This is a genomic window from Kitasatospora sp. NPDC088742 (genome assembly GCF_055584905.1).
In genome coordinates this window covers 14,612-39,206 of sequence record NZ_JBVJLD010000051.1, presented here as the reverse complement: position 1 = coordinate 39,206, position 24,595 = coordinate 14,612, and the positions used below count along the sequence as shown (strand labels likewise).

Sequence of the window (24,595 nt, the reverse complement as noted above, 5' to 3'; positions counted from 1 at the left end):
TGAGGTGACACCGTGGCGAGACTGCCGGTGTCATGCGGTTGCCTTCTGGGCAGACTCGTGGTTGACTCCGCAGCGAGCAGTGATCCATCTGACACACGATGGGTTGCCCGCCCGGCCGCACAGCGTGTCCACTCCCGCGTGCAGGTGACAGGGTGGCGGTAGCGTGCGGTGATCGTGTTGACCCGTACCGTCTTTGGTGAGACGCTGAAAGCCCGCGCACCAATATGCGTTCTCCCGGCAGGGTCATGCCGTCGCGAGCCCAGCTCACACGGCCCTCCCGTAGTGCCCAGCCAGCACTTCCGGCCCGCGGACGGGTGCGTGACACCCCTTCCCCCAAGACCTGTACCTATACGGTTCGGTCACTCAGCGTGGAGGACCATTCATCATGGCAAAGGCGCTTCTCGGGTACGTCGGCGGCCCCGACCCGCGAATGCTCACCGAGATGCGACGGCTTCAGCAGCGCGTCCAGGACCTGGAGTCCGAGCTCAACCGGATGCAGGCTGAGAACGACGCACTCACCGCTGTCGTTGACGAGCACTCGCTGCTCAGCAGCATCGAGCTGGACCAGCGGGAGCCCGTGCTCACCTGATCCTGACCCGATCGCCAGAGTTCGACGCTGCTGCGCACGAGATCCCCGATGGGGTCGCAGCTACAAGAGGGACGCCGTGACGGCGTCCCTTCGTCGTTCCCGTCACCTTTTGCCGATGACATTGCCCAGCTCCGGCGTGGTCAAACCACCGCCTGTCCGTCCACCGCCAGGGTGGCCGGATACAGTCGGCCGTCCGGGAGGTGAACCCCGGGCGGACGCCGAGGTGAGGAGAACGGGCGCGTGCACCTGAAGAGTCTGACGCTGCGCGGGTTCAAGTCCTTCGCCTCCGCCACCACGCTGCGCTTCGAACCCGGCATCACCTGTGTGGTCGGCCCCAACGGGTCCGGCAAGTCCAACGTGGTGGACGCGCTCAGCTGGGTCATGGGGGAGCAGGGCGCCAAGTCGCTGCGCGGCGGCAAGATGGAGGACGTCATCTTCGCCGGCACCAGCGGCCGCCAGCCGCTCGGCCGCGCCGAGGTCAGCCTCACCATCGACAACACCGACGGCGCGCTGCCCATCGACTACTCCGAAGTCACCATCACCCGGACGATGTTCCGCAACGGCGGCAGTGAGTACGCCCTCAACGGCGAGACCTGCCGGCTGCTGGACATCCAGGAGCTGCTCTCCGACTCCGGCATCGGCCGCGAGATGCACGTCATCGTCGGACAGGGCCAGCTGGACTCCGTGCTGCACGCCGACCCGATGGGCCGCCGGGCCTTCATCGAGGAGGCCGCCGGGGTGCTCAAGCACCGCAAGCGCAAGGAGAAGGCGCTGCGCAAGCTGGACTCGATGGCCGCCAACCTCAACCGGGTGCAGGACCTGGTCGCCGAACTGCGCCGCCAGCTCGGGCCGTTGGGGCGGCAGGCGAAGATCGCCCGGCGGGCGGCCGGGATCCAGGCCGAGCTGCGGGACGCCCGGCTGCGGCTGCTCGCCGACGACCTGCTGACGCTCCGCCGGGCGGTGGAGGCCGAGATCGCCGACGAGCTGGCGCTGCGGCTGCGCCGCTCCACCGTGGAGCAGGAGCTGGAGCGGGCCCAGCAGCGGGAGGCCGTACTGGAGGCCCAGGTGCAGCAGCTCGGGCCCCGGCTGGAGGAGGCCCGGCAGACCTGGTACCGGCTCTCCGCGCTCGGCGAGCGGACCAGGGGCACCATCGGGCTGGCCGAGGCCCGGGTGCGGCACGCCCTCACCGCCGGGCAGGGCGAGGAGCGGCGCGGGCGGGACCCGGAGGAGCTGGAGCGGGAGGCCGCCCGGGTCCGCGAGGAGGAGGCCGCGCTCGCCGAGGCCCTGGAGGAGGCGCGCTACGCGCTGGCCGAGGCGGTCGAGCGGCGGGCTGAGCTGGAGCGTGAACTCGCCGTCGAGGAAGGCCGGTTGAAGGCCGCCGCGCGGGCCATCGCGGACCGCAGGGAGGGCCTGGCCCGGCTCCAGGGGCAGGCCGCCGCCGCGCGCTCCAAGGCGGCCGGCGCCGAGGCCGAACTGGCACGGCAGGCCGAGGCCCGGGACGGTGCGCTGGAGCGGGCCGAGGCCGCGCAGCAGGAGTACGCCGAGCTGGAGGCCGAGGTCGGCGGGCCGGCCGGCGGGGACGAGGAGGCCGAGGCCGCGCACCAGGACGCGAAGGAGCGGGCGGCCGGGGCCGGTGCGGCCGTCGGCGCGGCCCGGGAGGCGCTGGCGGCGTCCGAGAAGGAGCGGGCCGCACTGACGGCCCGTCACGAGGCGCTCTCCCTGGGGCTGCGGCGCAAGGACGGCAGCGGCGCGCTGCTGGCCGGGGCGCTGGCCGGCGTGCTCGGCCCGGCGGCCTCGCTGCTCGCCGTCGAGCCCGGGTACGAGACGGCCGTCGCGGCCGCGCTCGGGGCGGCGGCCGAGGCGGTCGCGGTGGACGGGGTGGAGACGGCGGCGGCGGCGCTGCGGCTGCTGCGCGGGCAGGACGCCGGGCGGGCGGCGCTGCTGGTCGGCGGGGCCGCCCCGGTGGAGGGGGCTCCGGAGGACGGACTGCGCTGGGCGGCCGGGTTGGTGTCCGCGCCGGAGCCGCTACGGCCGGCCGTGACGGGGCTGCTGGCCCGGATGGTGGTGGTGGACGGGCTGGACGAGGCCGTCCGGCTGGTGCGGCGCGAGCCCGGCCTGACCGCCGTGACCAGGGACGGTGACATGCTCGGCGCCGGCTACGCGCAGGGCGGGTCGGCCGGGGCGCCGAGCCTGTTGGAGACCCAGGCCGCGGTGGCCGAGGCGGCCGAGCGGATCGCCGAACTCGACGTCCGGTGCGAGGAGTTGGCCGAGGAGCTGGCCGGTGCCACCGAGCTGCGGCGCGAACTCACGGCCGAGGTCGAGGAGTTGGCGGCCCGTCGGCGGGCGGCCGAGAAGGAGCGGGCCGCGACCGCCGGGGCGCTCGGGCGGCTCGGCGGGCAGGCCAGGGCGGCCGCCGGGGAGGCCGAACGGCTGGCCGCCTCCGTCACCCGGGCCGAGGAGGGCCTGGCGCAGGCGCTGGCCGCCGCCGAGGAGCTGACCGAACGGCTGGCGGTGGCCGAGGAGTTGGCGGACGCGGGGGAGGACGAGCCGGATCCGGTGCGAAGGGACGAGCTGGCGGCCGGGGCGTCCGAAGCCCGGCAGGGCGAGCTGGAGGCCAGGCTCTCGGTGCGCACCCATGAGGAGCGGGTCCGCGGTCTCAACGGCCGGGCCGACCAGCTCGACCGGGCCGCCGCGGCCGAACGCGAGACCCGCGCCCGGGCCGCCGAGCGGCGCGAACGCGCCCGGCACGAGGCCGGGGTGGCCGGGGCGGTGGCCGCCGGAGCCCGGCAGCTGCTGGCCCGGCTGGAGCTCACGCTGGCCCGGGCCGAGGCGGAGCGCGCCGAGGCCGAGCGGGAACGGGCCGAGCGGGAGGCCGAGTTGCGCGCCGGGCGCGAGCACGGACGGGAACTCAAGGGCGAGCTGGACAAGTTGGTGGACGCCGGGCACCGGGACGAGGTGCTGCGGGCCGAGAAGCGGCTGCGGATCGAGCAGTTGGAGGCCAAGGCGCTGGAGGAGTTCGGCATCGAGGGCGGCGAGCTGCTCGCCTCGTACGGGCCGGACCAGTTGGTGCCGCCCGCGCTGCCGGAGGAGGGGCAGGAGCCGGACGAGCCCCGCCCGTACGTCCGGGCCGAGCAGGAGAAGCGGCTGCGGGCCGCCGAGCGGGCGTACCAGCAGTTGGGGAAGGTGAACCCGCTGGCGCTGGAGGAGTTCGCGGCGCTGGAGGAGCGGCACCAGTTCCTCGGCGAGCAGCTGGACGACCTCAAGCGCAGCCGCAAGGACCTGATGGACATCGTCCGGGACGTGGACGCCCGGGTGGAGCAGCTCTTCACCTCGGCGTACCACGACACGGCGGCGCAGTTCGAGGGCGTCTTCTCCCGGCTCTTCCCGGGCGGGGAGGGGCGGTTGGTGCTGACCGACCCGGACAACATGCTGACCACCGGCGTCGAGGTGGAGGCCCGGCCGCCGGGGAAGAAGGTGAAGCGGCTCTCGCTGCTGTCCGGCGGCGAGCGCTCGCTGACGGCGGTGGCGCTGCTGGTCTCCATCTTCAAGGCCCGGCCCAGCCCGTTCTACGTGATGGACGAGGTGGAGGCGGCGCTGGACGAGACCAACCTGCGCCGGCTGATCGCCATCATGGAGGAGCTGCGGGAGAGCTCCCAGCTGATCGTGATCACCCATCAGAAGCTCACCATGGAGTCGGCCGACGCGCTGTACGGCGTCACCATGAAGGGGGACGGGATCTCCCAGGTGATCAGCCAGCGGCTGCGCGAGGAGCACCGCGAGCGCCGGACGCGCGCGGTGCCCCGGCAGGAGCCGTCGGTCAGCGGGTGACCAGCTCGCTCGGTTCGCCGCTCTCGGGTTCGCCGCTCTCCGGCTCGGTCTCCACGGCGGAGGTGCGGGCCTGCGGCAGGGCCGCGAAGACCAGGGCGCCGACCAGGATGGTGACCACCCAGGCCAGGCCGTCGGTGCCGATCCAGCTGCTCGCCCAGGGGCCGGCGAACCAGACGTCGTCCGCGCTGAGCGCCGCCCGGGTGAACATCAGGCCGGTGCCGATCGCCAGCAGCCAGGCGGTGAGCGCCTGCCAGCAGAAACCGCCCTTGAACCAGTAGGCGGACGCGGGGGTGGTGTCGAGCAGGGCGGCGCCGTCGTAGCGGGTCCGGCCCTGGCGGTGGCGGCGCAGCATGTCGACGCCGTAGACGCCGATCCAGGCCGAGAAGGAGACGGCCAGGATGGTCAGGAAGGTGATGAAGGAGCCGTAGAAGCTCTTCGCCACCAGCATCAGCAGCAGACCGCCGACCAGGCTGATCACCGCGTTGATGGAGACCGCCCAGGCGCGAGGCAGCTTCACGCCCATGGTCTGCGCGGTGAAGCCGGCCGAGTACATCGAGAGGCTGTTGATCAGCACCATGCCGATCAGCGCGATCAGCAGGTACGGCACCGCCAGCCAGATCGGCAGCAGGTCGCCGATGAAGGCCACCGGGTCGGAGGCGGAGGCCAGGTCCGGGGTGCCGACCGCCATCACGGCTCCCATCAGCACCATCGGGACCACCACGATCCCGGCGCCGCCGATCGCGGTGCCCACGATGCCGCGCTCGCTCGCGCCGCGCGGCAGGTAGCGGGCGAAGTCGGCGCCGGACGGGGCCCAGCTGAGGCCGCCGGCCGCGATGGTGCCGATGCCCGCGACCACCATCGCGGTGGTGCCGGCCGGGCGGGCGAAGACCTCGGACCAGGCGACCGTCGCGGCCAGGTAGCCGAGGACCAGGACGGAGAAGATCCCGAACAGGTAGGCGGACCAGCGGTTGCACCAGAGCAGCGCGTTCCGCCCGAGGCCGGAGACCAGGAAGGTGGTGCCGACGAAGAGCAGCAGGGTGACGACGATCAGCGGGGTGGTGCTGCGGATGCCGAAGAGCAGGTCGAGGACGGAGAGCAGGGCGTAGGCCCCGGTGACCGCGTTCACCGTCTCCCAGCCGAACCGGGCCACCCAGGTCACCGCGCCCGGCACCAGGTTCCCCCGGACGCCGAAGACCGCCCGGGAGAGCGTCATGGCGGGGGAGCCGCCCCACTTGCCGGAGATGGTGAGCAGACCGACGATCCCGTAGGCCAGCACGGCGGCGCAGACGGCGACCAGCAGCACCTGCCAGAGGTTCAGGCCGTTGAAGACGATCAGCCCGGCGCCCATGGTGAGCAGCAGCACGCTGATGTTGGCGGCGAACCAGGTGTGGAACAGCTCACGGACGCGGCCCTGGCGCTCGTGGTCGGGCACGGGCTCGATGCCGCGGGTCTCCACGGCCTGGTGGTTCTCGGTCATGGGACACAAAGGTATGTTCTGTCCTGCTTAAGTCATAAGAGGCGTATGTCCTCGTTCACTGTGGTGGGGGCGTCGCGGATACTGGGTGGCGCCATGGAATATCTGATTCTTGCCGTAGTCATCGCGGTCGTCGCCATCGGCGCCGTCGCGGGCCTCGTCGTCAGCGGCAGACGACGTAAGCAGCTGCCTCCCAAGGCCGAGGCACCCGTCATCACGCCCCCGCGCGAGCCGCAGGTCGGCGATGAGTCCGCCGCCTCGGCGCCGGAGCCGGTCCGCACCGTCGAGGAGGTGACGCTCCCTCAGGAGATCGAGACCCCCGACGCGGCCCTCGCCGCCCCCGAGCTGGAGGTCCCCGAACCGACCGCAGGCCGCCTGGTCCGCCTGCGCGGCCGGCTCTCCCGCTCGCAGAACTCACTCGGCAAGGGCCTGCTCACCCTGCTCTCCCGGGACCGCCTCGACGAGGACACCTGGGAGGAGATCGAGGAGACCCTGCTCGTCGCCGACGTCGGCGTGAAGCCCACCCAGGAACTGGTCGAGAACCTCCGCACCCGGGTCAAGGTGCTCGGCACCCGCAGCCCCGACGAGCTGCGCGCCCTGCTCCGCGAGGAGCTGGTCGCGCTGATCGGGGCCGACGCCGACCGTCAGCTGAAGACCGCCAAGCACGAGGACGGCCGCCCGGCCGTCGTGCTGGTCGTCGGCGTCAACGGCGTCGGCAAGACCACCACCTCCGGCAAGCTCGGCCGGGTCCTGGTCGCCGACGGCCGCAAGGTGGTGCTCGGCGCCGCCGACACCTTCCGCGCCGCCGCCGCCGACCAGCTGCAGACCTGGGGCGAGCGGGTCGGTGCCGCCACCGTCCGCGGGCCCGAGGGCGGGGACCCGGCCTCGGTCGCCTTCGACGCGGTCAAGGAGGGCATCGCGGAGGGCGCGGACACCGTGCTCATCGACACCGCGGGCCGGCTGCACACCAAGACCGGGCTCATGGACGAGCTCGGCAAGGTCAAGCGGGTCGTGGAGAAGCACGGGCCGGTGGACGAGGTCCTGCTGGTGCTGGACGCCACCACCGGGCAGAACGGACTGGTCCAGGCGCGGGTGTTCGCCGAGGTGGTGGACATCACGGGCATCGTGCTCACCAAGCTGGACGGCACCGCGAAGGGCGGCATCGTCATCTCGGTGCAGCGGGAACTCGGTGTGCCGGTCAAGCTGATCGGGCTCGGCGAGGGCGCGGACGACCTCGCCCCGTTCGAGCCGGGCGCCTTCGTGGACGCCCTGATCGGCGACTGACGCGGCCCTCCGGGCAGGTGGCCCGGCAGGGCAGCGACCTCAGGGGCGCGAGGAACTGCGCGCAGGGGAACGGCAGCGCGTGCAACTGGCTGATGGAGCCTCAGTTGCAGGTGAGTGGCCTTCCGCCTCGCGCCGTTCCCCGCGCCCCTTGGCATGTGCCCTGCCGGCCCCCGGCGGAGCCGCTACGCGGTGACCGGGGTGCGTTCGCGGGTGCGGTGGCAGGCGTAGGCGATGGTGCCGAGGAGGAGGCGGGCCTCGGGGGGGCAGGCGGCGGAGTCGCGGGAGGGGCGGCGGAGCCAGCGGGCCGGGCCGAGGGGGCCGAGGGTGGTGGGCGGGGCGGCGACGTAGCTGCCCTCGCCGTGGCAGGCCAGGTCGAGGGTGGTGTCGTCCCAGCCCATCCGGTAGAGCAGGTCGGGGAGGCGCTGGGCGGCGCCGGGGGAGACGAAGAAGAGCAGCCGCCCGGTCGGCAGGCCGAGCACCGGCCCGACCTGGGTGCCCATCCGCTCCAGCCGGACCAGGGCCTGGAGGCCGGGCTGGGCCGGGACGTCGAGCACGTCGAAGGAGCGCCCGGCGGGCAGCAGGAGCGCGGCGGGGGAGGAGCCGTCCCGGAGCGCGTCCAGCCCGGCGGTGCCGGTGCCGGAGGCCGGGTCGACGGCGGGGCCGAGCCCGAGGTGCAGCCCGGGTGCGGCGCAGTGGACGGTGCCGCAGTCGCAGCGCCCGTCGGCGGGGGTGGCGGAGCCGGTGGAGACGGCCACCGCCCAGCCCCAGCGCCCGGTGTACTCAGCGGCGGCCTCGTACGCGGTGCCGCGGGTCCGGCGGCGGGCGCCGAAGCGGAGTTCGCCGAAGAGGGTTTCCATGCCTCCCCCAACAGGTTCGGAATGCCGGTGGTTACGGTGCGCGTCACCGGACGGACCGTCGGCCGGGTGGGCGGACGGGCGGGCGGACGGGTCGGCGGGCCGTGACGGTGCGTCGATTGTGCGACGTGAAGCGGGTCGCGCGTCGGCGGCGCGCAGCAGGCGGAGTGCTCCGATTCGTGGGTGCCGGGCGAACAGGCCGCTTGCGCCCCCGCTGCGGATGCCGGATCGTCGGAGCTGCACGGGACTCCCCTTCCTGTTCCGGCGGCTGCCGCATCGTCAAGATCCAAGGCGGCACGGCGAGTTGGGCGGGCATGGTGCCGGCTACCAGTGAAGCGCCCCGGGCCGTCGCGTAGTTCACTCCCAGGGGTGGCGAATGGTGGCGATTATCCGGGCGCGCTCCCCGGGGCGGCACTTGTCGCGTTACGTTCAGCACACGGAACGCATCGGGCCGCTCACTCAGGGCGGGGAGTGCGAAGACGATCGGGGGCCCCGAGGGGCCGGGCGGGATGGGGCGCTTACCCATGGCAGAGAAGCAACCGAACGAGAAGCTGACCTCCTGGTTCGGCCGTAGTGGTTGGTCCAAGGGGGAGCTGGCGCGGCAGGTGAACCGCCGGGCCCGGCAGATCGGTGCCCACCACGTCTCCACCGACACCTCCCGGGTGCGCCGTTGGCTGGACGGCGAGCAGCCCCGCGAGCCGATCCCGAAGATCATGTCGCAGCTGTTCTCGGAGCGCTTCGGCTCGGTGGTCTCGATCGAGGACCTCGGCCTGCGCACCGCCGTGCCGGTCTCCACCGTGGACAGCGGGGTCGACCTGCCGTGGAGCGCGCCGCAGACGGTGCAGCTGATCAGCGAGTACTCCCGCAGCGACCTGATGCTCAACCGCCGTGGTTTCCTCGGCACTTCGCTCGCCCTGACGGCCGGCACCGCCCTGATCGAGCCGATGCAGCGCTGGCTCACGCCCAACCCGGCCGGCACCCCCACCCCGATCCTGGCCGCCGCCAACGGCGGTGAGCAGTTCACCGGCCGCCTCTCCGAGCCGGAGCTCCAGCTGCTGGAGCAGACCACGGTGATGTTCCGTCAGTGGGACGCGCAGAACGGCGGAGGCCTGCGCCGCAAGGCGGTGGTCGGCCAACTCCACGAGGTCACCGACCTGCTCCAGGAGACCTACCCTGAGCAGACCACCAAGCGGCTGTTCCGGCTCACCGCCGAACTCGCCCACCTGGCGGGCTGGATGTCGTACGACGTCGGCATGCACCCGAGCGCGCAGAAGTACTACGTGCTCGCCCTGCACGCGGCCAAGGAGGCCGGTGACCGGCCGTTCGGCGCGCAGATCCTCACCGACATGAGCCGTCAGATGATCCACCTCAACCGGGGCGAGGACGCCCTGGAGCTGATCCACCTGGCGCAGTACGGCAGCCGGGACACCGCCAGCCCGCGCCAGCAGGCGCTGCTGTTCGCCATGGAGGCCCGGGCCTACGCCACCATCGGCGAGGTGAACCGCTGCGCCCGCGCGGTCCGGATGGCCGAGGACACCTTCAGCGACACCCGGTTCGACGACAACTCGCCCGGCTGGCTGAAGTTCTTCACCGAGGCCGAGCTCAACGGCGAGAACTCGCACTCCTACCGAGACCTGGCGTACCACGCCAACCGCAGCCCGCTCTACGCCTCGATGGCCGAGCCGGTGATGCAGCGCGCGGTGGACCTGTTCCGGCAGGACAAGGAGCACGTCCGCAGCTACGCCTTCAACCTGATCGGCATGGCCAGCGTGCACCTGCTGCAGAACGAGCCGCGCCAGGCCGTCGCGGTGGCCGAGGAGGCGGTGGCCATCGCCACCAAGGTCCGCTCCGAGCGGCTGAACACCCGCATCCGCAAGACCACCGCCAACGCGCTGCAGAACTACGGCGACCTGGACGCCGTCGCCCAGCTCTCCGACCGGGTGGTGGAGAACATCCCGGAGTTCGTCCAGAGCGGCTGAGACCTGCGGTCCTCACGGCCGCCCGTCCCCCGTGCGCAGCAGTCGTTCACCTCCTCGTAACGCCGCCGTGGCGCTCGTCACGGCGGCGAAACACCGAGCCGCACTGGCCGAAATCCGCCTTCGGCACTCTCCTCCTCAACGCCGACACCCCGGGTGGCACGGGACAGGAATCCCGGGTGTGGAGCGGCTCTTGTAACTCACGAGGAGACGCCGATGCCGGACGGCTTCAGCGCTGGCGACACCGCCTTCGTATTCATCTGTGCGGCCCTGGTCATGGTGATGACCCCGGGCCTGGCCTTCTTCTACGGAGGCATGGTCAGGGTCAAGAGCACCCTCAACATGCTGGTCATGAGCTTCGTATCGCTCGCGATCGTCAGCGTGCTCTGGGTGCTCTACGGCTACTCGCTCGCCTTCGGCCCGGACGCGGGTGCCGGTCTGATCGGCAACCTCGACTACCTGGGCATGCGCGGCATCGGCCTGAACGACCTCACCGGCACCATCCCGGTCACCGCGTTCTCCGCCTTCCAGCTGATGTTCGCGATCATCACCCCGGCGCTGATCAGCGGTGCGATCGCGGACCGCGCCAAGTTCGCCGCCTGGGGCCTGTTCGTGGCGCTCTGGGTCTCGGTGGTCTACTTCCCGGTCGCGCACTGGGTGTTCTTCTTCGACGGCGGCAACGGCGGCTGGCTCGGTGACCGCAACGGCGTGATCGACTTCGCCGGCGGTACCGCGGTGCACATCAACGCCGGTGCGGCGGGCCTGGCGCTCTGCCTGGTGCTCGGCAAGCGGATCGGCTTCAAGAAGGACCCGATGCGCCCGCACAGCCTGCCGCTGGTGATGCTCGGCTCCGGGCTGCTCTGGTTCGGCTGGTTCGGCTTCAACGCCGGTTCGGCGCTGGCCGCCAACGGCGTGGCCGGGATGGCCTTCATCAACACCCAGGTGGCCACCGCCGCCGCGGTGATCGGCTGGCTGGCCTACGAGAAGATCCGGCACGGCGCCTTCACCACGCTCGGCGCCGCCTCCGGCGCGGTGGCCGGCCTGGTCGCCATCACCCCTGCCTGCGGCTCCGTCAGCCCGCTCGGCGCGGTGGCCATCGGCATCATCGCCGGTGCGGCCTGTGCCGCCGCGATCAGCCTCAAGTACCGCTGGGGCTTCGACGACTCGCTCGACGTGGTCGGCGTCCACCTGGTCGGCGGTGTCATCGGCTCGCTGCTGATCGGCCTCTTCGCCACCGGCCACGTCGGCCAGACCGCGCAGGGCCTGTTCTACGGCGGCGGCCTCGGCCAGCTCGGCAAGCAGGCGATGGGCGTCGTCGTGGTCGGCCTCTACTCCTTCGTGGTCTCCTGGCTGCTCGGCAAGGCGATCGACAAGACGATCGGCTTCCGGGTCTCCGAGGACGTCGAGCTGGCCGGCATCGACCAGGCCGAACACGCCGAGTCCGCCTACGACTTCAGCGCCGTCGGCGCCAGCCTGGGCCGCGCCGCCTCCGCCTCCGTCACCACCACCGCTCCGCAGAAGGCCGAGGTCGACGCCTGATGAAGCTCATCACCGCAGTCATCAAGCCGCACCGTCTGGACGAGGTCAAGAACGCCCTGCAGGCCTTCGGGGTGCACGGACTGACCGTCACCGAGGCCAGCGGGTACGGCCGCCAGCGGGGCCACACCGAGGTCTACCGGGGCGCCGAGTACACCGTCGACCTGGTCCCCAAGGTCCGGATCGAGGTGCTGGTCGAGGACGACATGGCGGACGACGTGGTGGAGGTCGTGGTGAAGGCCGCCCGCACCGGCAAGATCGGTGACGGCAAGGTCTGGAGCGTCCCGGTCGACACCGCCGTCCGGGTACGGACCGGCGAACGCGGCCCCGACGCGCTCTAGCCGAGCCGGGCGGAAGGGCATCATCCGAGATCATTCGAGAGCAGCAACCGACGGTCCCAGGCGGGCCGGTGACCCCCGTGGTCGCCGGTCCGCCGGACGCGTATCCGGTCCGGACGAGCATCCGGGACCGGGGAGACGGCCCCGGCGGTCCGGCCGGGGCCCGCAGCAGGCGAGAGGGACGGGGAACCGACGTGACCACCACCGACCAGCCTTCCGAGCACGCGGCCGCCCGCGCCCGGTTGCTCGACGAACCGGGCCTGACCGGAGCCGTCCGCCGCAAGGCGCTGGCCCGGCTGGCCGACGACTGGCTGGCAGGCCTGTACGCGGCGGCCGGCGCACCGTCAGCCAGCGCCCTGGTGGCGGTCGGTGGCTACGGCCGCGGCGAACTCTCCCCGCGCAGTGACCTGGACGTGCTGCTGCTCCACCGCGGCCCGCTCGACCCGGCCCTGCCCGAGCGGATCTGGTACCCCGTCTGGGACGGCGGAGCCGCCCTCGACCACGCCGTCCGGACCCCCGCCGAGGCCCGCGCGGTGGCCGCCGACGACCTCAAGGCCCAGCTCGGCCTGCTGGACGCCCGCCATCTGGCCGGGGACGCCGAACTGACCGCCGAGCTGCGCTCCACCGTGCTCTCCGACTGGCGGGCGAGCGCGGCCAAGCGGCTGCCCGAGCTGCGCGCCTCCTGCCTCGAACGGGCCGAGCGGCACGGCGAGTTGGCCTTCCTGCTGGAGCCCGACCTGAAGGAGGCCCGGGGCGGCCTGCGGGACGTGGTGGCGCTCAACGCGATCGCCGCCAGCTGGCTGGCCGACGCCCCCCGGGACGGGCTGGAGGCCGCCGCCGAGCGGCTCGCCGACGTCCGCGACGCGCTCCACCTGACCACCGGCCGGGCCACCGAGCGGCTCGCCCTCCAGGAGCAGGACCAGGTCGCCGCCCGGCTCGGCGTGCTGGACGCGGACACCCTGCTGCGCCAGGTCTACGAGGCGGCCCGCACCATCTCCTACGCGGCGGACGTCACCTGGCGGTCCGTCGAACGGGTGCTGGCCGAGCGGGACGGCGGCGGGCGGGTGCGACGGAGCAGGCTGTTCACCTTCGGCGGTGCCGGCCGGGGCGGCGGCGCGGCCTCCCGGGGCACGGTCGGGCGGGGGAGCAGCGCGGTGGCCCGGGGCACGGTGGAGCGGACCCCGCTGGCCGACGGCGTGGTCGAGCAGGACGGCGAGGCGGTGCTCGCCCAGTCGGCCAGGCCCGGGCAGGACCCGGTGCTGCCGCTGCGCGCCGCCGCGGCAGCCGCCCAGGCCGGGCTGACCGTCTCCTACGCCACCGTGCGCCGCCTCGCCGCCGAGGCCGCACCGCTGCCGGTGCCCTGGCCGGACGAGGCGCGGGCCCAGCTGGTCACCCTGCTCGGCGCGGGCGAGGCGGCCGTGCCGGTCTGGGAGGCGTACGAGGCCGAAGGCCTGATCACCCGTCTGCTGCCGGACTGGGAGCGGGTGCGCTGCCGCCCGCAGCGCAACGCCGTGCACGTCTGGACGGTGGACCGGCACCTGATCGAGACCGCGGTGCGGGCCGCCGCGATGACCCGCCGGGTGGCCCGGCCCGACCTGCTGCTGGTGGCCGCGCTGCTGCACGACATCGGCAAGGGCTGGCCCGGCGACCACTCCGAGGCGGGCGAGGTGATCGTCCGGGACGTGGCCGCCCGGATGGGCTTCGACAAGTCCGACGTGGAGACCCTGGCGCTGCTGGTCCGGCACCACCTGACCCTGGTGGAGACCGCCACCCGGCGGGACCCGGACGACCCGGCCACGGTGGACCTGATCGCCGGGGTGACCGGCACCCTCTCGCACCTGGAGCTGCTGCACGCCCTCACCGAGGCGGACGCCACCGCCACCGGCCCGGCCGCGTGGAGCAGTTGGCGGGCCTCGCTGGTCGCCGGCCTGGCCGGCCGGGCCGCCGCGCGGCTGACGGGCGCTCAGGAGCCGGCCGCGGAGCTGCGGTGGGCCTCCGGGCCGACCGCCGAGCAGGAGCGGCTGGCGGTCGAGGCGGCCCGCACCGGTGAGCCCGCGCTCACCCTGCTGGCCCACACCGTCCTGGACCGGGCCGGCCCGGAGGAGAGCGGCACCGAGCCGATGGGCGTCGAGCTCACCCTGGCCCTGCCGGACCGGCCCGGCCTGCTCGGCACGGTGGCCGGGGTGCTGGCGCTGCACCGTCTGACGGTCCGTTCGGCCGAGCTGCGCGAGCTCGACCCGGCCGGCGCCGGGCCGGTGCTGCTGCTCGGCTGGACGGTGGCCGCCGAGTACGGCGAACTCCCGGAGGCGGCGCGGCTTCGGGCCGACCTGCGGCGGGCCCTGGACGGCTCGCTGGACGTGACCAGGAAGCTGGCGGAGCGCGACGCCGCCGCGCCGCGCCGCCGGGGGATCGCCACCCCGCCGCCGGTGGTCACCGTCGCGCCGGGCGGGGCGTCCAGCACGGCCACGGTGCTGGAGGTGCGCGCGCACGACGCCCCCGGGCTGCTGCACCGGATCGGCCGGGCGCTGGACGGGGCGGGCGCCCGGGTCCGCACCGCGCACGTCTCCACGCTCGGGGCGGAGGCGGTGGACGCCTTCTACCTCACCGATCCGGCGGGCGGTCCGCTGACCGCGGGGCGGGCCGGGGAGGTGGCGGCGGCGGTGCAGGAGGCGCTCTCCTGAGGCCGTCCGAGGCTGTCGGAGGCCGTTCCGTGAACGGCTTCCGACCGGGTGGGGACCGTTGGAGTGGCGGCCGGATACCCTGGGGGCGACGACAGTACCCGTACCGATGCCGCAAGGGACCCGCGACCGACGTGTTCGACACACTCTCCGACCGCCTCGCAGCGACGTTCAAGAACCTCCGGGGCAAGGGCCGCCTCAGTGAGGCGGACATCGACGCCACCGCCCGCGAGATCCGGATCGCCCTGCTGGAGGCGGACGTCGCGCTGCCCGTGGTCCGCGCCTTCATCGCGCGGATCAAGGAGCGCGCGGCCGGCGCGGAGGTCTCCGGCGCGCTCAACCCGGCGCAGCAGGTCATCAAGATCGTCAACGAGGAGCTCATCGCCATCCTCGGTGGCGAGACCCGCCGCCTGAAGTACGCCAAGTCCGGCCCGACCGTGATCATGCTGGCCGGTCTCCAGGGTGCCGGTAAGACCACCCTGGCCGGCAAGCTCGGCCACTGGCTCAAGACGCAGAAGCACACCCCGCTGCTGGTGGCCTGCGACCTCCAGCGCCCCAACGCCGTCACCCAGCTCGAGGTGATGGCCGGCCGGGCCGGCGTCGCCTTCTACGGTCCGCAGCCGGGCAACGGCGTCGGCGACCCGGTGCAGGTGGCCCGCGACTCGGTCGAGTACGCGAAGCAGAAGCAGTTCGACGTGGTCATCGTCGACACCGCCGGCCGCCTCGGCATCGACGCCGAGCTGATGCAGCAGGCCGCCGACATCCGGGCCGCGATCGACCCGGACGAGGTCCTGTTCGTGGTCGACGCCATGGTCGGCCAGGACGCGGTCACCACCGCCCAGGCCTTCCTCGACGGCGTCGACTTCACCGGCGTGGTGCTCTCCAAGCTGGACGGCGACGCCCGCGGTGGTGCGGCCCTCTCGGTCGCGCACGTGACCGGCCGTCAGATCATGTTCGCCTCCAACGGCGAGAAGGTCGACGAGTTCGACGCCTTCCACCCGGACCGGATGGCCTCGCGCATCCTCGGCATGGGCGACATGCTCTCGCTGATCGAGAGGGCCGAGCAGACCTTCTCGCAGGCCGAGGCCGAGAAGATGGCCGCCAAGCTGCGCGGCGGCCCGAAGGCCTTCACGCTGGACGACTTCCTGTCCCAGCTGGAGCAGGTCCAGAAGATGGGCTCGATCTCCAAGCTGCTCGGGATGCTCCCCGGCATGGGCCAGATCCGGGACCAGATCAACAACATCGACGACAAGGACGTCAACCGGGTCGGCGCGATCATCAAGTCGATGACCCCGCTCGAGCGGTCCGAGCCGGAGCTGATCAACGGCTCCCGCCGGGCCCGCATCGCCAAGGGCTCCGGTGTCCAGGTCGGCGAGGTGAAGAACCTGGTCGAGCGGTTCTTCGAGGCCCGCAAGATGATGTCCGCGATGGCCTCCGGCAAGGGCATGCCCGGCATGCCGGGGATCCCGGGGATGGGCGGCGGCGGCAAGAAGTCCGCCAAGAAGGCCCAGCCCGCCAAGGGCAAGCGCAAGAGCGGCAACCCGCTCAAGCGGGCCCAGGAGGAGGCGGCCGCGGCGGAGCGCAAGGCGCTCGGCCCGGGTGCCGGTGCGGACGGCGCCCCGCAGGCTCCCGGCGGTGCCTTCGGGCTCGGCGCGGGCAAGGGCCCGGCCGACTTCGAACTGCCCAAGGAGTTCAAGGACCTGATCTGACGGCCGGCGGCCGCCCACGGGCGGTCTCCGACGCAGGCGAGTTTCCGACGGCCCGTCACCCCTTCCGGTGGCGGGCCGTCGCCATGCCCGATGATGGTGGCGTGCGAGTGGAGATCCGGGCCCCCAGGGCGGCAGACGCAGGACAGTACGCGGCGGCGGTCCGCCGCTCCGCCGAGCACGTCGGGCGGTGGAACCCGGTGGAGCCGGACGGTCTGCCCGAACTGCTCGACCGTCAGGGCCCGGGCCTGCGGACCTTCCTGATCCTCGACCGGCAGAGCGGCGGCCTGGTCGGCAAGTGCAACGTGGCCAACATCGTGATGGGCCGCTTCTGCAACGCCGCGCTCGGCTACGACTCCTACCTCCCGTACGCGGGGACGGGGCTGATGAGCGAGGGCATGCGGCTGGTGGTGGACCGCTGCTTCGCCGGCCAGGTGGAGGGCGGGCTCGGGCTGCACCGGTTGGAGATCAACGTCCAGCCTGAGAACGAGCGCTCGATCGCGATGGCGCGGCGGCTGGGGTTCCGGCACGAGGGCTTCACCCCGCGGATGCTCTTCCTGAGCGGGGCCTGGCGGGACCACGAGCGCTTCGCCCTGACGGCGGAGGAGTGGCCGGGGGCCTGACGGGCCGTCTCGCTGTGGGCGGGCGGGGTTCCGCCCTTCGGCCTGGGCTCGCTGTCGGGCATTGGCCGGGGCTCGGCGTTGCGCTTTGGTCGGACTGTTCATCCGTCCGTATTGTCCGATAGGTGAGCAATCCCGTACCGCCCCGTCAGACCCCCGACCAGCCCTGGCGGTCCGAGGGTGCCCCGCCGCCGCCCGCGCCGCGCAAGAAGATGCCCGGCGGGTGGGCCGGCATGCTCCTCACCGCGCTCGGCGTCTTCCTGCTCGCCGAACTGCTGCTGAACACCTTCGGCGGCGGGGGCGGCACGACCGTCTCCTACACCGAGTTCCGCAACCAGCTCGGCAAGGGCAACATCACCCAGATCTACTCCAAGGGCGACGCCATCGAGGGCACCCTCAAGGCGGCCGCGCCCAAGCCGGACGGCGCCAAGGGGGACTACACCGACTTCACCACCCAGCGCCCGGCGTTCGCCGACGACGGGCTCTGGAACACCCTCCAGCAGCAGGGCGTCACCGTCACCGCCGAACCGGTGGTGCAGCAGCGCAGCTTCCTGGCCAACCTGCTGATCTCGCTCGCCCCGATGCTGCTGCTGGTGGTGATCTGGGTGCTGCTGGCCCGCCGGATGGCGGGCGGGATGGGCGGCGCCGGCGGCTTCGGCAAGAAGGCCCCGCCGAAGCCGGTCAACCCCGATGAGGGCAAGCGCACCACCTTCGCCGACGTGGCCGGCATCGACGAGGTGGAGGCCGAACTCAGCGAGGTGGTCGACTTCCTGAAGAACCCTCAGGAGTACCGCAAGCTCGGCGCCAAGATGCCGCGCGGCGTGCTGCTCACCGGCCCGCCCGGCACCGGCAAGACCCTACTGGCCCGGGCCGTGGCGGGAGAGGCGAACGTGCCGTTCTTCTCCGCCTCCGCCTCCGAGTTCATCGAGATGATCGTCGGCGTCGGTGCCTCGCGGGTCCGGGAGCTCTTCGCGGAGGCGCGGAAGGTGGCGCCCGCGATCATCTTCATCGACGAGATCGACACCATCGGCCGCCAGCGGGGCGGCGGTGGCGGCATGGGCGGCCACGACGAACGCGAACAGACGCTCAACCAGATCCTCACCGAGATGGACGGCTTCTCCGGCTCCGAGGGCGTCATCGTGATCGCCGCCACCAACCGGGCCGAGGTCCTCGACCAGGCGCTGCTGCGCCCGGGCCGGTTCGACCGCCGGATCACCGTCAGCCCGCCCGACCGGGACGGCCGGGTGGAGATCCTCAGGATCCACACCCGGACGGTGCCGCTCGGCCCCGACGCCGACCTCACCCAGCTGGCCAAGGTCACCCCCGGCATGACCGGTGCCGAACTCGCCAACCTGGTCAACGAGGCCGCCCTGCTCGCGGTCAAGCGCAAGCAGGAGCGGGTTGGCGCCGACGACCTCTCGGACGCGCTGGAGAAGGTCCAACTGGGCGCCGTCCGGCCGCTGGTGATGCCGCAGGGCGAGCGGGAGCGCACCGCGTACCACGAGAGCGGCCACGCGCTGCTCGGCATGCTCCAGCCAGGCGCCGACCCGGTCCGCAAGATCACCATCGTGCCGCGCGGCCGGGCGCTGGGCGTCACCCTCTCCACCCCCGACGCCGACCGCTACTCGTACACCGAGCCCTACCTGCGCGGCCGGATCATCGGCGCGCTCGGCGGCATGGCGGCCGAGCAGGTGGTCTACGGCGTCATCACCACGGGCGCGGAGAGCGACTTGGAGCAGGTCACCAACATCGCGCGGGGGATGGCCGGCCGCTGGGGCATGAGCGAACGGGTCGGCCGGCTCACCGCCGTCCCGAGCGACACCCAGGGCGCGTACGGGCTCTCCGCCGCACCGACCACCCTGGACGCGGTGGACGAGGAGGCCCGCCGGATCGTCGCGGAGTGCTACGAGGAGGCCCTCCGGCTGCTGAACGCGCACCGGAGCCAGCTGGACGCCCTGGCGGCGGCACTGCTGGCGGCGGAGACCCTGGACGAGGAGGCCGCCTACCGGGCGGCGGGGGTCGCCCGCAACGCCAAGGAGCTGGACCGCAGCTGACGGTCCGTGGAGCGGTGTGCCCCGGCCCGGGAAGGGGCCGGGGCACACCGCTGTCGGTCGCCGTTTCGAGTCAGGTCGCGCCGGGCGCTCCGGTGGGGCTCAGACCCGTTCGCCGACCACGTAGCGGAACAGGTTGGTCATCCGGACCGAGGCGTCCGGGCGGACGAACGGGTGCAGCGCCTCCTCCAGCTCCTTCGCCACCAGGGTCCGGCCCGACTCCGCCAGCGCGGCGTCGAACAGCCCGGTGGAGAGCAGCCCGCGCACCGCGCTCTCCAGATCGGGGTAGGCGAACGGGCAGCTCACCCGCCCGCCCCCGGCCGGGCGCAGGCCGGCGCGGAACAGCAGCGACTCGAGACCCCCCGGCGCACTCAGCGCGAACGGCCCCGCCAGCAGCCCCGCCCGCACCCCCGGGCCCGAGCCGGCCAACCGCTGCCCGACCTCCAGCACGGACGCGCTCTCGCACCGCTCCGCCGGGCCCCAGGCGGCCAGGACCAGCTGACCGCCCGTCAGCACGCGCCGCGCCGCGGCCTCCACCAGCAGGCCGGGGGCGCGCGTGGTCTGCAACTGCTCGAAGACCGTCACCAGGGAGTGCGCCGATCGGGCGACGGGTGCCGCCGTCCGGGTGCCGGGGTGCGTGCCCGGGCGGGAGCCGGGGTGGGTGCCGGAGTGGGTACTGGGGCGGGTACTGGGGCGGCTGTCCGCTCGGGTGTCAGCGTGGGTATCGGTGTGGGTGTCCGACCACGGGGCCGGACGGGGGGCGGGCTCCTGGTGCACCGTCAGGCCGCGGGCCGTGGCCAGCTCGCGAAGTTCGGGGTCCGCCTCGGTGCCGGCCACCTGCGCGCCGCGCTCGGCGGCCAGCAGCAGGGCCAGCCCGGAGCGGCAGCCGAGGCCGAGCAGGCTGGTCGCGGGGCCGACCTCCAACCGCTCGTACACGGCCTGGTAGAGCGGCACCAGCATCCGTTCCTGGATCTCCGCCCAGTCCCGGGCCCGGCTGGTCCGGCCGAGGCGGCCGTCCGGGTCGTGGGGACGTAGCCAGTCCGGAGTCGCCTCCGAGGTCGTGCCGGTCAACTGCGCCGAAACCATCTCGGCCTCCATCCGGTCCTTGGGTCACCACAGGGTCGTCGCATCGAAAACCACCCCCCCAAAGTCCCGCCCCGACACCAGCGAACAGCCGCCGGGCCCCGGCGTCCAGAGGGGTGCAGGGTGGTGTCCCGCCACATGGGTGATGCGCCCCCGGTGCGCCCTCCGGAGTGCCGTCGGTCGGGTCGTCGGTCGGGTGGCCCGTCGGGTCGCCGGTGGCTGGTGGCAGCTACCCGGCGAAACGGATTCACGGTCCGGGGCCCACTCCCCGTACCATCTGCCCCATGGCTAAGGCACCCGTGCTCACTCCCCAGGCGGACGACTTCCCGCGTTGGTACCAGGACCTCATCAACAAGGCCGAACTGGCCGACAACGGCCCGGTCCGCGGCACCATGGTCATCCGACCGTACGGCTACGGCCTGTGGGAGCGGATGCAGCAGGAGATGGACGCCCGGATCAAGAAGGCGGGCGCGCAGAACGCCTACTTCCCGATGTTCATCCCGCAGTCGTACCTGACCAAGGAGGCCGAGCACGTCGAGGGCTTCGCCCCCGAGCTCGCGGTGGTCACCCACGGCGGCGGCAAGGAGCTCGACGAGCCGGTCGTCGTCCGGCCGACCTCCGAGACCATCATCAACGAGTACTTCTCGAAGTGGGTGCAGAGCCACCGCGACCTGCCGCTGCTCATCAACCAGTGGGCCAACGTGGTCCGTTGGGAGCTGCGCCCGCGCGTCTTCCTCCGCACCACCGAGTTCCTCTGGCAGGAGGGCCACACCGCCCACGCCACCTACGAGGACGCCCGCGAGTACGCGTCGATGATCCACACCCAGGTCTACGGCGACTTCATGACCAACGTGCTCGGCATCGACGTGGTGCTCGGCCGCAAGACCGCCAAGGAGCGCTTCGCCGGCGCCATCAACACCCTCACCCTCGAGGGCATGATGGGCGACGGCAAGGCGCTGCAGATGGGCACCAGCCACGAGCTGGGCCAGAACTTCGCCAAGGCGTTCAACACCACCTACCAGCTGCAGGGCGCCGAGCGCGAGTACGTCTGGCAGACCTCCTGGGGCGTCTCGACCCGCATGGTCGGCGGCCTGATCATGTCCCACGGCGACGACAACGGGCTGCGTGTCCCGCCGCGCCTGGCCGCCGTGCAGGCCGTCGTGCTCGCCATCAAGGGCGACGACGCGGTGCTGGCCAAGGTCCGCGAGATCGGCGCCCAGCTGGAGGCGGCCGGCGTGCGGGTGGTCGTGGACGACCGCACCGACACCCCGTTCGGCCGCCGCGCCGTGGACTGGGAGCTCAAGGGCGTTCCGCTGCGCATCGAGGTCGGCCCGCGCGACCTGGAGAACGGCACCGCGATGCTGGCCCGCCGCATCCCCGGCGGCAAGGAGCCGGTCTCGATCGACGGCCTGGCCGCGCTGCTGCCCGGCATCCTCGAGGAGGACCAGGCACTGCTTCTCCGTCAGTCCCGCGAGCGCCGGCTGGCCCGCACCGTCGAGGTCACTAACCTCGACGAGGCCGTCGAGGCCGCCGCCACCGGCTGGGGCCGGATCTCCTGGGCCGAGCTCGGCCCGGAGGGCGAGGCCAAGCTGGCCGAGCAGGGCGTCTCGGTCCGCTGCATCGTCGCCGCCGACGGCTCCGTGCCGCTGACGGACGACCAGGAGGGCAACGTCGCGATCGTGGCCCGGGCCTACTGAGTCCGAGCCGGTGATCGAGTCCGCGGCCGGGGCCCCGAACGGGTCTCCGGCCGGGGCTTTGCAGGACTCCGAACGTGACTTATGCAGTGCGAATGTTCTACCGCCGACTGACTGTCTGGTGAGACTACTGACCGGTCAACTCCCGGTCGTGGTGAACTAGCGGTACGGTATACGGCCCGTGGCCCTGTCAATTCTCGACACCGCCACGGGCCGTTCGCCGCAAGGGGAGCAACCGCTCCCGGGCGATAGCCGAGAGCCTGGCGAGGTTCGCCGGGCCCAAAGTTGCAGGGGGTTGGTCTTGCGTCAGATACAGGCAGCACAATTCGCGCACGGCAGTGCATTCCTGAAAGTTCGCTGGGAATTCCCCGTGAACGGGAACTCGCGGAACATCGGCTCTGACTGCATCGTTGGTCTAGCGTGAGCACGACACAGCCTCTCGTCCTGGCGGCCGAACTGGCCGCCGCCTGGAGCGACATCCAGGCCCACCATCAGGACCTCCCCGACCTCGCCTCGCCCGAGGCGTTGATCGGCGAGTCCTCGTCGGCCTGCGGCACCCAGCTCGGCTTCGAGCGTCTGCTGCACGAAGCCGCCCACGGCCTCGCCGCCGCCCGGGACATCCGGGACACCTCGCGAGCCGGCCGCTACCACAACCGCCGCTTCCTGATGCTCGCCTCCGAGCTCGGCCTGGCGCACCCGATCGAGCCGCACGCCAGCAGCGGCTTCTCCCAGGTGACCATGCTGTCGGAGACGCAGGAGCGGTACACCGAGACGATCGAGCGTCTGGACCGCGCCCTCGGTGCGCACCAGCTCGCCGTCAACGGTGAAGGCGGTCACCGCGCGTTCCGCGGGCCAGCCGCTCGACACGGCTCCTCCGGGGGCGGCGTCCGCGTCAAGGCGATCTGCGGCTGCGGCCGCAACGTCCGGGTGGTGCCGTCGGTGCTCGCCCAGGCGTCGATCGTCTGCGGTGCCTGCCAGCAGCCGTTCCGGATCGCCTGAGTACAGAGGCGATCCGTCGCAGCCGGTCGGGGGGTGGCCATCCGTTGCCAGGCGGATGAGCCGTACGTACCGCGCTGCTCGCACGTGGGGCCCGTGGCCTCGGCAGTTTCGCAGTCCTGAAGGTTCGGTAGTCCCGCAGTCCCGTAGTACTCGCAGTGCCGTACAACCTGTACTGCTCGTGGTGTGCAGTGCCTGTCGTGCCGAGATTCGGCTCAACCGAGGGCGGGGGCCCTCGGTCGGGCCGACCGGCGCGGACCCTGTTCGGGCGTTCCCTCGGCGTGTGGCAGAATAGACAGCTGAGTACTCGGCAGCCGAGCAGGACCCCTCTCTCCTACGGCTGGCGTGTCCCTTGAACGGCCCACCTCGCAACCCCACGCGACGGCAGTGGCCGCTCACCCACGTCAACACCAGGAGAATCCACTCCCGTGGCAGTCAAGATCAAGCTCAAGCGTCTCGGCAAGATTCGCTCCCCGCACTACCGCATCGTCGTCGCCGACTCGCGCACCAAGCGTGACGGCCGCGCGATCGAGGAGATCGGCATCTACCAGCCGACCTACAACCCCTCGAAGATCGAGGTCGACACCGACCGCGCCCAGTACTGGCTGTCCGTCGGCGCCCAGCCGACCGAGCCGGTCCTCGCCATCCTGAAGCTCACCGGCGACTGGCAGAAGTACAAGGGCCTGCCGGCTCCGGCTCCGCTGCTGGTTGCCGAGCCCAAGGTCGAGGACTTCTCGCACCTCTTCGCGAAGGCCGTCGCCGGCTTCGAGGACAGCACCACCGGTGTTGCCATCACCCCGAAGGCCAAGAAGGCTGACAAGGCCGAGGCTGAGGCCGACGCCGCTTCCACCGAGGCCTGATCGTGATCGAGGACGCCCTGGACCATTTGGTGAAGGGCATCGTCGAGCACCCCGACGAGGTACAGGTGCGCTCGCGCAACCTGCGTCGGGGGAACACCATCGAGGTGCGCGTGCACCCCGATGACCTCGGCAAGGTGATCGGCCGGGGCGGCCGTACGGCCCGCGCTCTGCGCACCGTGGTCGGCGCCCTCGGCGGTCGCAACGTCCGGGTCGACCTGGTCGACGTGGACAGCATTCGCTGACGTTAGATCGTCAGGTTTCAGGGACCGGCCGGGACGCATGTCGTCCCGGCCGGTCCTTCTGCGTACCGGGGTGCCCGCACGGGCGCCGCTCGTGTATTCATCGCTTCAAGGACCAAAGGATCAGGAGAACGATCACCGTGCAGCTCGTCGTCGGCAAGATCGGCCGCGCCCACGGCATCAAGGGGGACGTCAGTGTCGAGGTCCGGACCGACGAGCCCGAATTGCGGCTCGGACCCGGTGCGGTGCTGCTCACCGACCCGGCGTCGGCCGGCCCGCTGACCATCGAGTCGGGCAAGGTGCACAGCGGCCGGCTGCTGCTGCGCTTCGCAGGGGTCAAGGACCGGAACGGTGCCGAGGCCCTGCGCGGCACGATGCTGATCGCGGAGGTCGACCCGGAGGAGCGTCCGGACGATCCCGAGGAGTACTACGACCACCAGCTGATCGGGCTCGATGTGGTGATGCTGGACGGCACCCTGGTGGGCGAGCTCACCGAGGTGGTCCACCTGCCGTACCAGGACCTGCTGACCGTCACCAAGCCGGACGGGACGGAGGTGCTGGTGCCCTTCGTCACGCGGATCGTGCCGACCATCGACCTGGAGAACCAGCGCGCGGTCATCGACCCGCCGCCCGGTCTGATCGACCCGGCGGACGCCGAGGTGGTCAGTGCGGACGGTACGGGCGAAGCAGAGCCGACCGGGGGGGCCGGGGCGACCGAGACGGCGGCAGTTGACGGTGGGTCGGCCGGTGATGCGCCCGACGAGGCGACCGGCGGGGCTCGCGCATGAG

18 protein-coding genes are annotated in these 24,595 nt (G+C 72.5%); 15 read left to right on the top strand and 3 right to left on the bottom strand.

Annotated features, from left to right (window positions below):
* The first annotated feature begins 385 nt into the window (after nucleotides 1-385).
* Together ACZ6ZR_RS30985 and smc are read left to right on the top strand one after the other, a co-directional pair.
* The gene (locus ACZ6ZR_RS30985) at nucleotides 386-589 is read left to right on the top strand and encodes a hypothetical protein (RefSeq protein WP_465647986.1); all 204 of its coding nucleotides are present in this window, start codon (nucleotides 386-388) and stop codon (nucleotides 587-589) included.
* 240 nt (nucleotides 590-829) lie between these two features.
* Complete coding sequence (gene smc, locus ACZ6ZR_RS30980; protein WP_465647984.1) at nucleotides 830-4,417, top strand: chromosome segregation protein SMC; 3,588 nt, start codon at nucleotides 830-832, stop codon at nucleotides 4,415-4,417.
* Here smc and ACZ6ZR_RS30975 read toward each other — a convergent pair.
* The gene (locus ACZ6ZR_RS30975; RefSeq protein ID WP_465647982.1) at nucleotides 4,407-5,894 is read right to left on the bottom strand and encodes a purine-cytosine permease family protein; all 1,488 of its coding nucleotides are present in this window, start codon (nucleotides 5,892-5,894) and stop codon (nucleotides 4,407-4,409) included. The two genes, smc and ACZ6ZR_RS30975, sit on opposite strands and share 11 nt — an antisense overlap.
* 93 nt (nucleotides 5,895-5,987) lie before the next feature.
* Here ACZ6ZR_RS30975 and ftsY point away from each other — a divergent pair, with 93 nt between their 5' ends.
* Nucleotides 5,988-7,175, top strand: a complete 1,188-nt coding sequence (gene ftsY / locus ACZ6ZR_RS30970) for a signal recognition particle-docking protein FtsY (protein ID WP_465647980.1) — start codon at nucleotides 5,988-5,990, stop codon at nucleotides 7,173-7,175.
* Between the two features lie 182 nt (nucleotides 7,176-7,357).
* Here the strand turns inward: ftsY and ACZ6ZR_RS30965 are convergent, their stop codons facing one another.
* The gene (locus ACZ6ZR_RS30965) at nucleotides 7,358-8,032 is read right to left on the bottom strand and encodes a bifunctional DNA primase/polymerase (RefSeq protein WP_465647978.1); all 675 of its coding nucleotides are present in this window, start codon (nucleotides 8,030-8,032) and stop codon (nucleotides 7,358-7,360) included.
* A gap of 521 nt (nucleotides 8,033-8,553) precedes the next feature.
* On the opposite strand from ACZ6ZR_RS30965, the gene nsdA reads away from it, so the two are divergent.
* From nsdA to ftsH, 7 genes are all read left to right on the top strand, one after another.
* Entirely contained in the window at nucleotides 8,554-10,008 is a 1,455-nt protein-coding gene (gene nsdA, locus ACZ6ZR_RS30960; protein ID WP_465647976.1) for a transcriptional repressor NsdA, read from the top strand.
* A 213-nt stretch (nucleotides 10,009-10,221) separates the two neighbouring features.
* Nucleotides 10,222-11,544: an ammonium transporter gene (locus ACZ6ZR_RS30955; RefSeq protein WP_465647974.1), complete on the top strand. Its 1,323-nt coding sequence runs from the start codon at nucleotides 10,222-10,224 to the stop codon at nucleotides 11,542-11,544.
* Nucleotides 11,544-11,882 (top strand): P-II family nitrogen regulator, encoded by a 339-nt coding sequence (locus ACZ6ZR_RS30950; RefSeq protein WP_465647972.1) that lies wholly within the window; start codon nucleotides 11,544-11,546, stop codon nucleotides 11,880-11,882. Before ACZ6ZR_RS30955 ends, ACZ6ZR_RS30950 begins: the two co-directional genes overlap by 1 nt.
* A gap of 191 nt (nucleotides 11,883-12,073) precedes the next feature.
* On the top strand, nucleotides 12,074-14,560 hold the full coding sequence (locus ACZ6ZR_RS30945; RefSeq protein ID WP_465647971.1) for a [protein-PII] uridylyltransferase: 2,487 nt from the start codon (nucleotides 12,074-12,076) through the stop codon (nucleotides 14,558-14,560).
* Nucleotides 14,561-14,691: 131 nt separating this feature from the next.
* Nucleotides 14,692-16,266 carry a signal recognition particle protein gene (ffh, locus tag ACZ6ZR_RS30940; protein WP_465647969.1) on the top strand — a complete coding sequence of 525 codons (1,575 nt, stop codon included), beginning with the start codon at nucleotides 14,692-14,694 and terminating at the stop codon, nucleotides 16,264-16,266.
* Between the two features lie 83 nt (nucleotides 16,267-16,349).
* The gene (locus ACZ6ZR_RS30935) at nucleotides 16,350-16,886 is read left to right on the top strand and encodes a GNAT family N-acetyltransferase (RefSeq protein WP_465647967.1); all 537 of its coding nucleotides are present in this window, start codon (nucleotides 16,350-16,352) and stop codon (nucleotides 16,884-16,886) included.
* Nucleotides 16,887-17,008: 122 nt separating this feature from the next.
* A complete protein-coding gene (ftsH, locus tag ACZ6ZR_RS30930; RefSeq protein ID WP_465647965.1) occupies nucleotides 17,009-18,937 on the top strand; it encodes an ATP-dependent zinc metalloprotease FtsH in 1,929 nt (642 codons plus the stop codon).
* Nucleotides 18,938-19,036: 99 nt separating this feature from the next.
* Here the strand turns inward: ftsH and ACZ6ZR_RS30925 are convergent, their stop codons facing one another.
* Nucleotides 19,037-20,032 (bottom strand): class I SAM-dependent methyltransferase, encoded by a 996-nt coding sequence (locus ACZ6ZR_RS30925; RefSeq protein ID WP_465647963.1) that lies wholly within the window; start codon nucleotides 20,030-20,032, stop codon nucleotides 19,037-19,039.
* Nucleotides 20,033-20,301: 269 nt separating this feature from the next.
* Between ACZ6ZR_RS30925 and proS the strand changes: the two genes are divergently transcribed.
* The 5 genes from proS (at nucleotide 20,302) to rimM (ending at nucleotide 24,594) form a co-directional block, all read left to right on the top strand.
* Nucleotides 20,302-21,714 (top strand): proline--tRNA ligase, encoded by a 1,413-nt coding sequence (proS, locus tag ACZ6ZR_RS30920; protein WP_465647961.1) that lies wholly within the window; start codon nucleotides 20,302-20,304, stop codon nucleotides 21,712-21,714.
* 417 nt (nucleotides 21,715-22,131) lie between these two features.
* Nucleotides 22,132-22,710, top strand: coding sequence for a hypothetical protein (locus tag ACZ6ZR_RS30915; RefSeq protein WP_465647959.1), 579 nt, complete (start codon nucleotides 22,132-22,134; stop codon nucleotides 22,708-22,710).
* A 425-nt stretch (nucleotides 22,711-23,135) separates the two neighbouring features.
* On the top strand, nucleotides 23,136-23,567 hold the full coding sequence (gene rpsP, locus ACZ6ZR_RS30910) for a 30S ribosomal protein S16 (protein ID WP_465647957.1): 432 nt from the start codon (nucleotides 23,136-23,138) through the stop codon (nucleotides 23,565-23,567).
* A 2-nt stretch (nucleotides 23,568-23,569) separates the two neighbouring features.
* Nucleotides 23,570-23,809 carry an RNA-binding protein gene (locus ACZ6ZR_RS30905; RefSeq protein WP_030306741.1) on the top strand — a complete coding sequence of 80 codons (240 nt, stop codon included), beginning with the start codon at nucleotides 23,570-23,572 and terminating at the stop codon, nucleotides 23,807-23,809.
* A gap of 137 nt (nucleotides 23,810-23,946) precedes the next feature.
* Complete coding sequence (gene rimM / locus ACZ6ZR_RS30900) at nucleotides 23,947-24,594, top strand: ribosome maturation factor RimM (protein WP_465647955.1); 648 nt, start codon at nucleotides 23,947-23,949, stop codon at nucleotides 24,592-24,594.
* The last annotated feature ends 1 nt before the right edge of the window (nucleotide 24,595 follow it).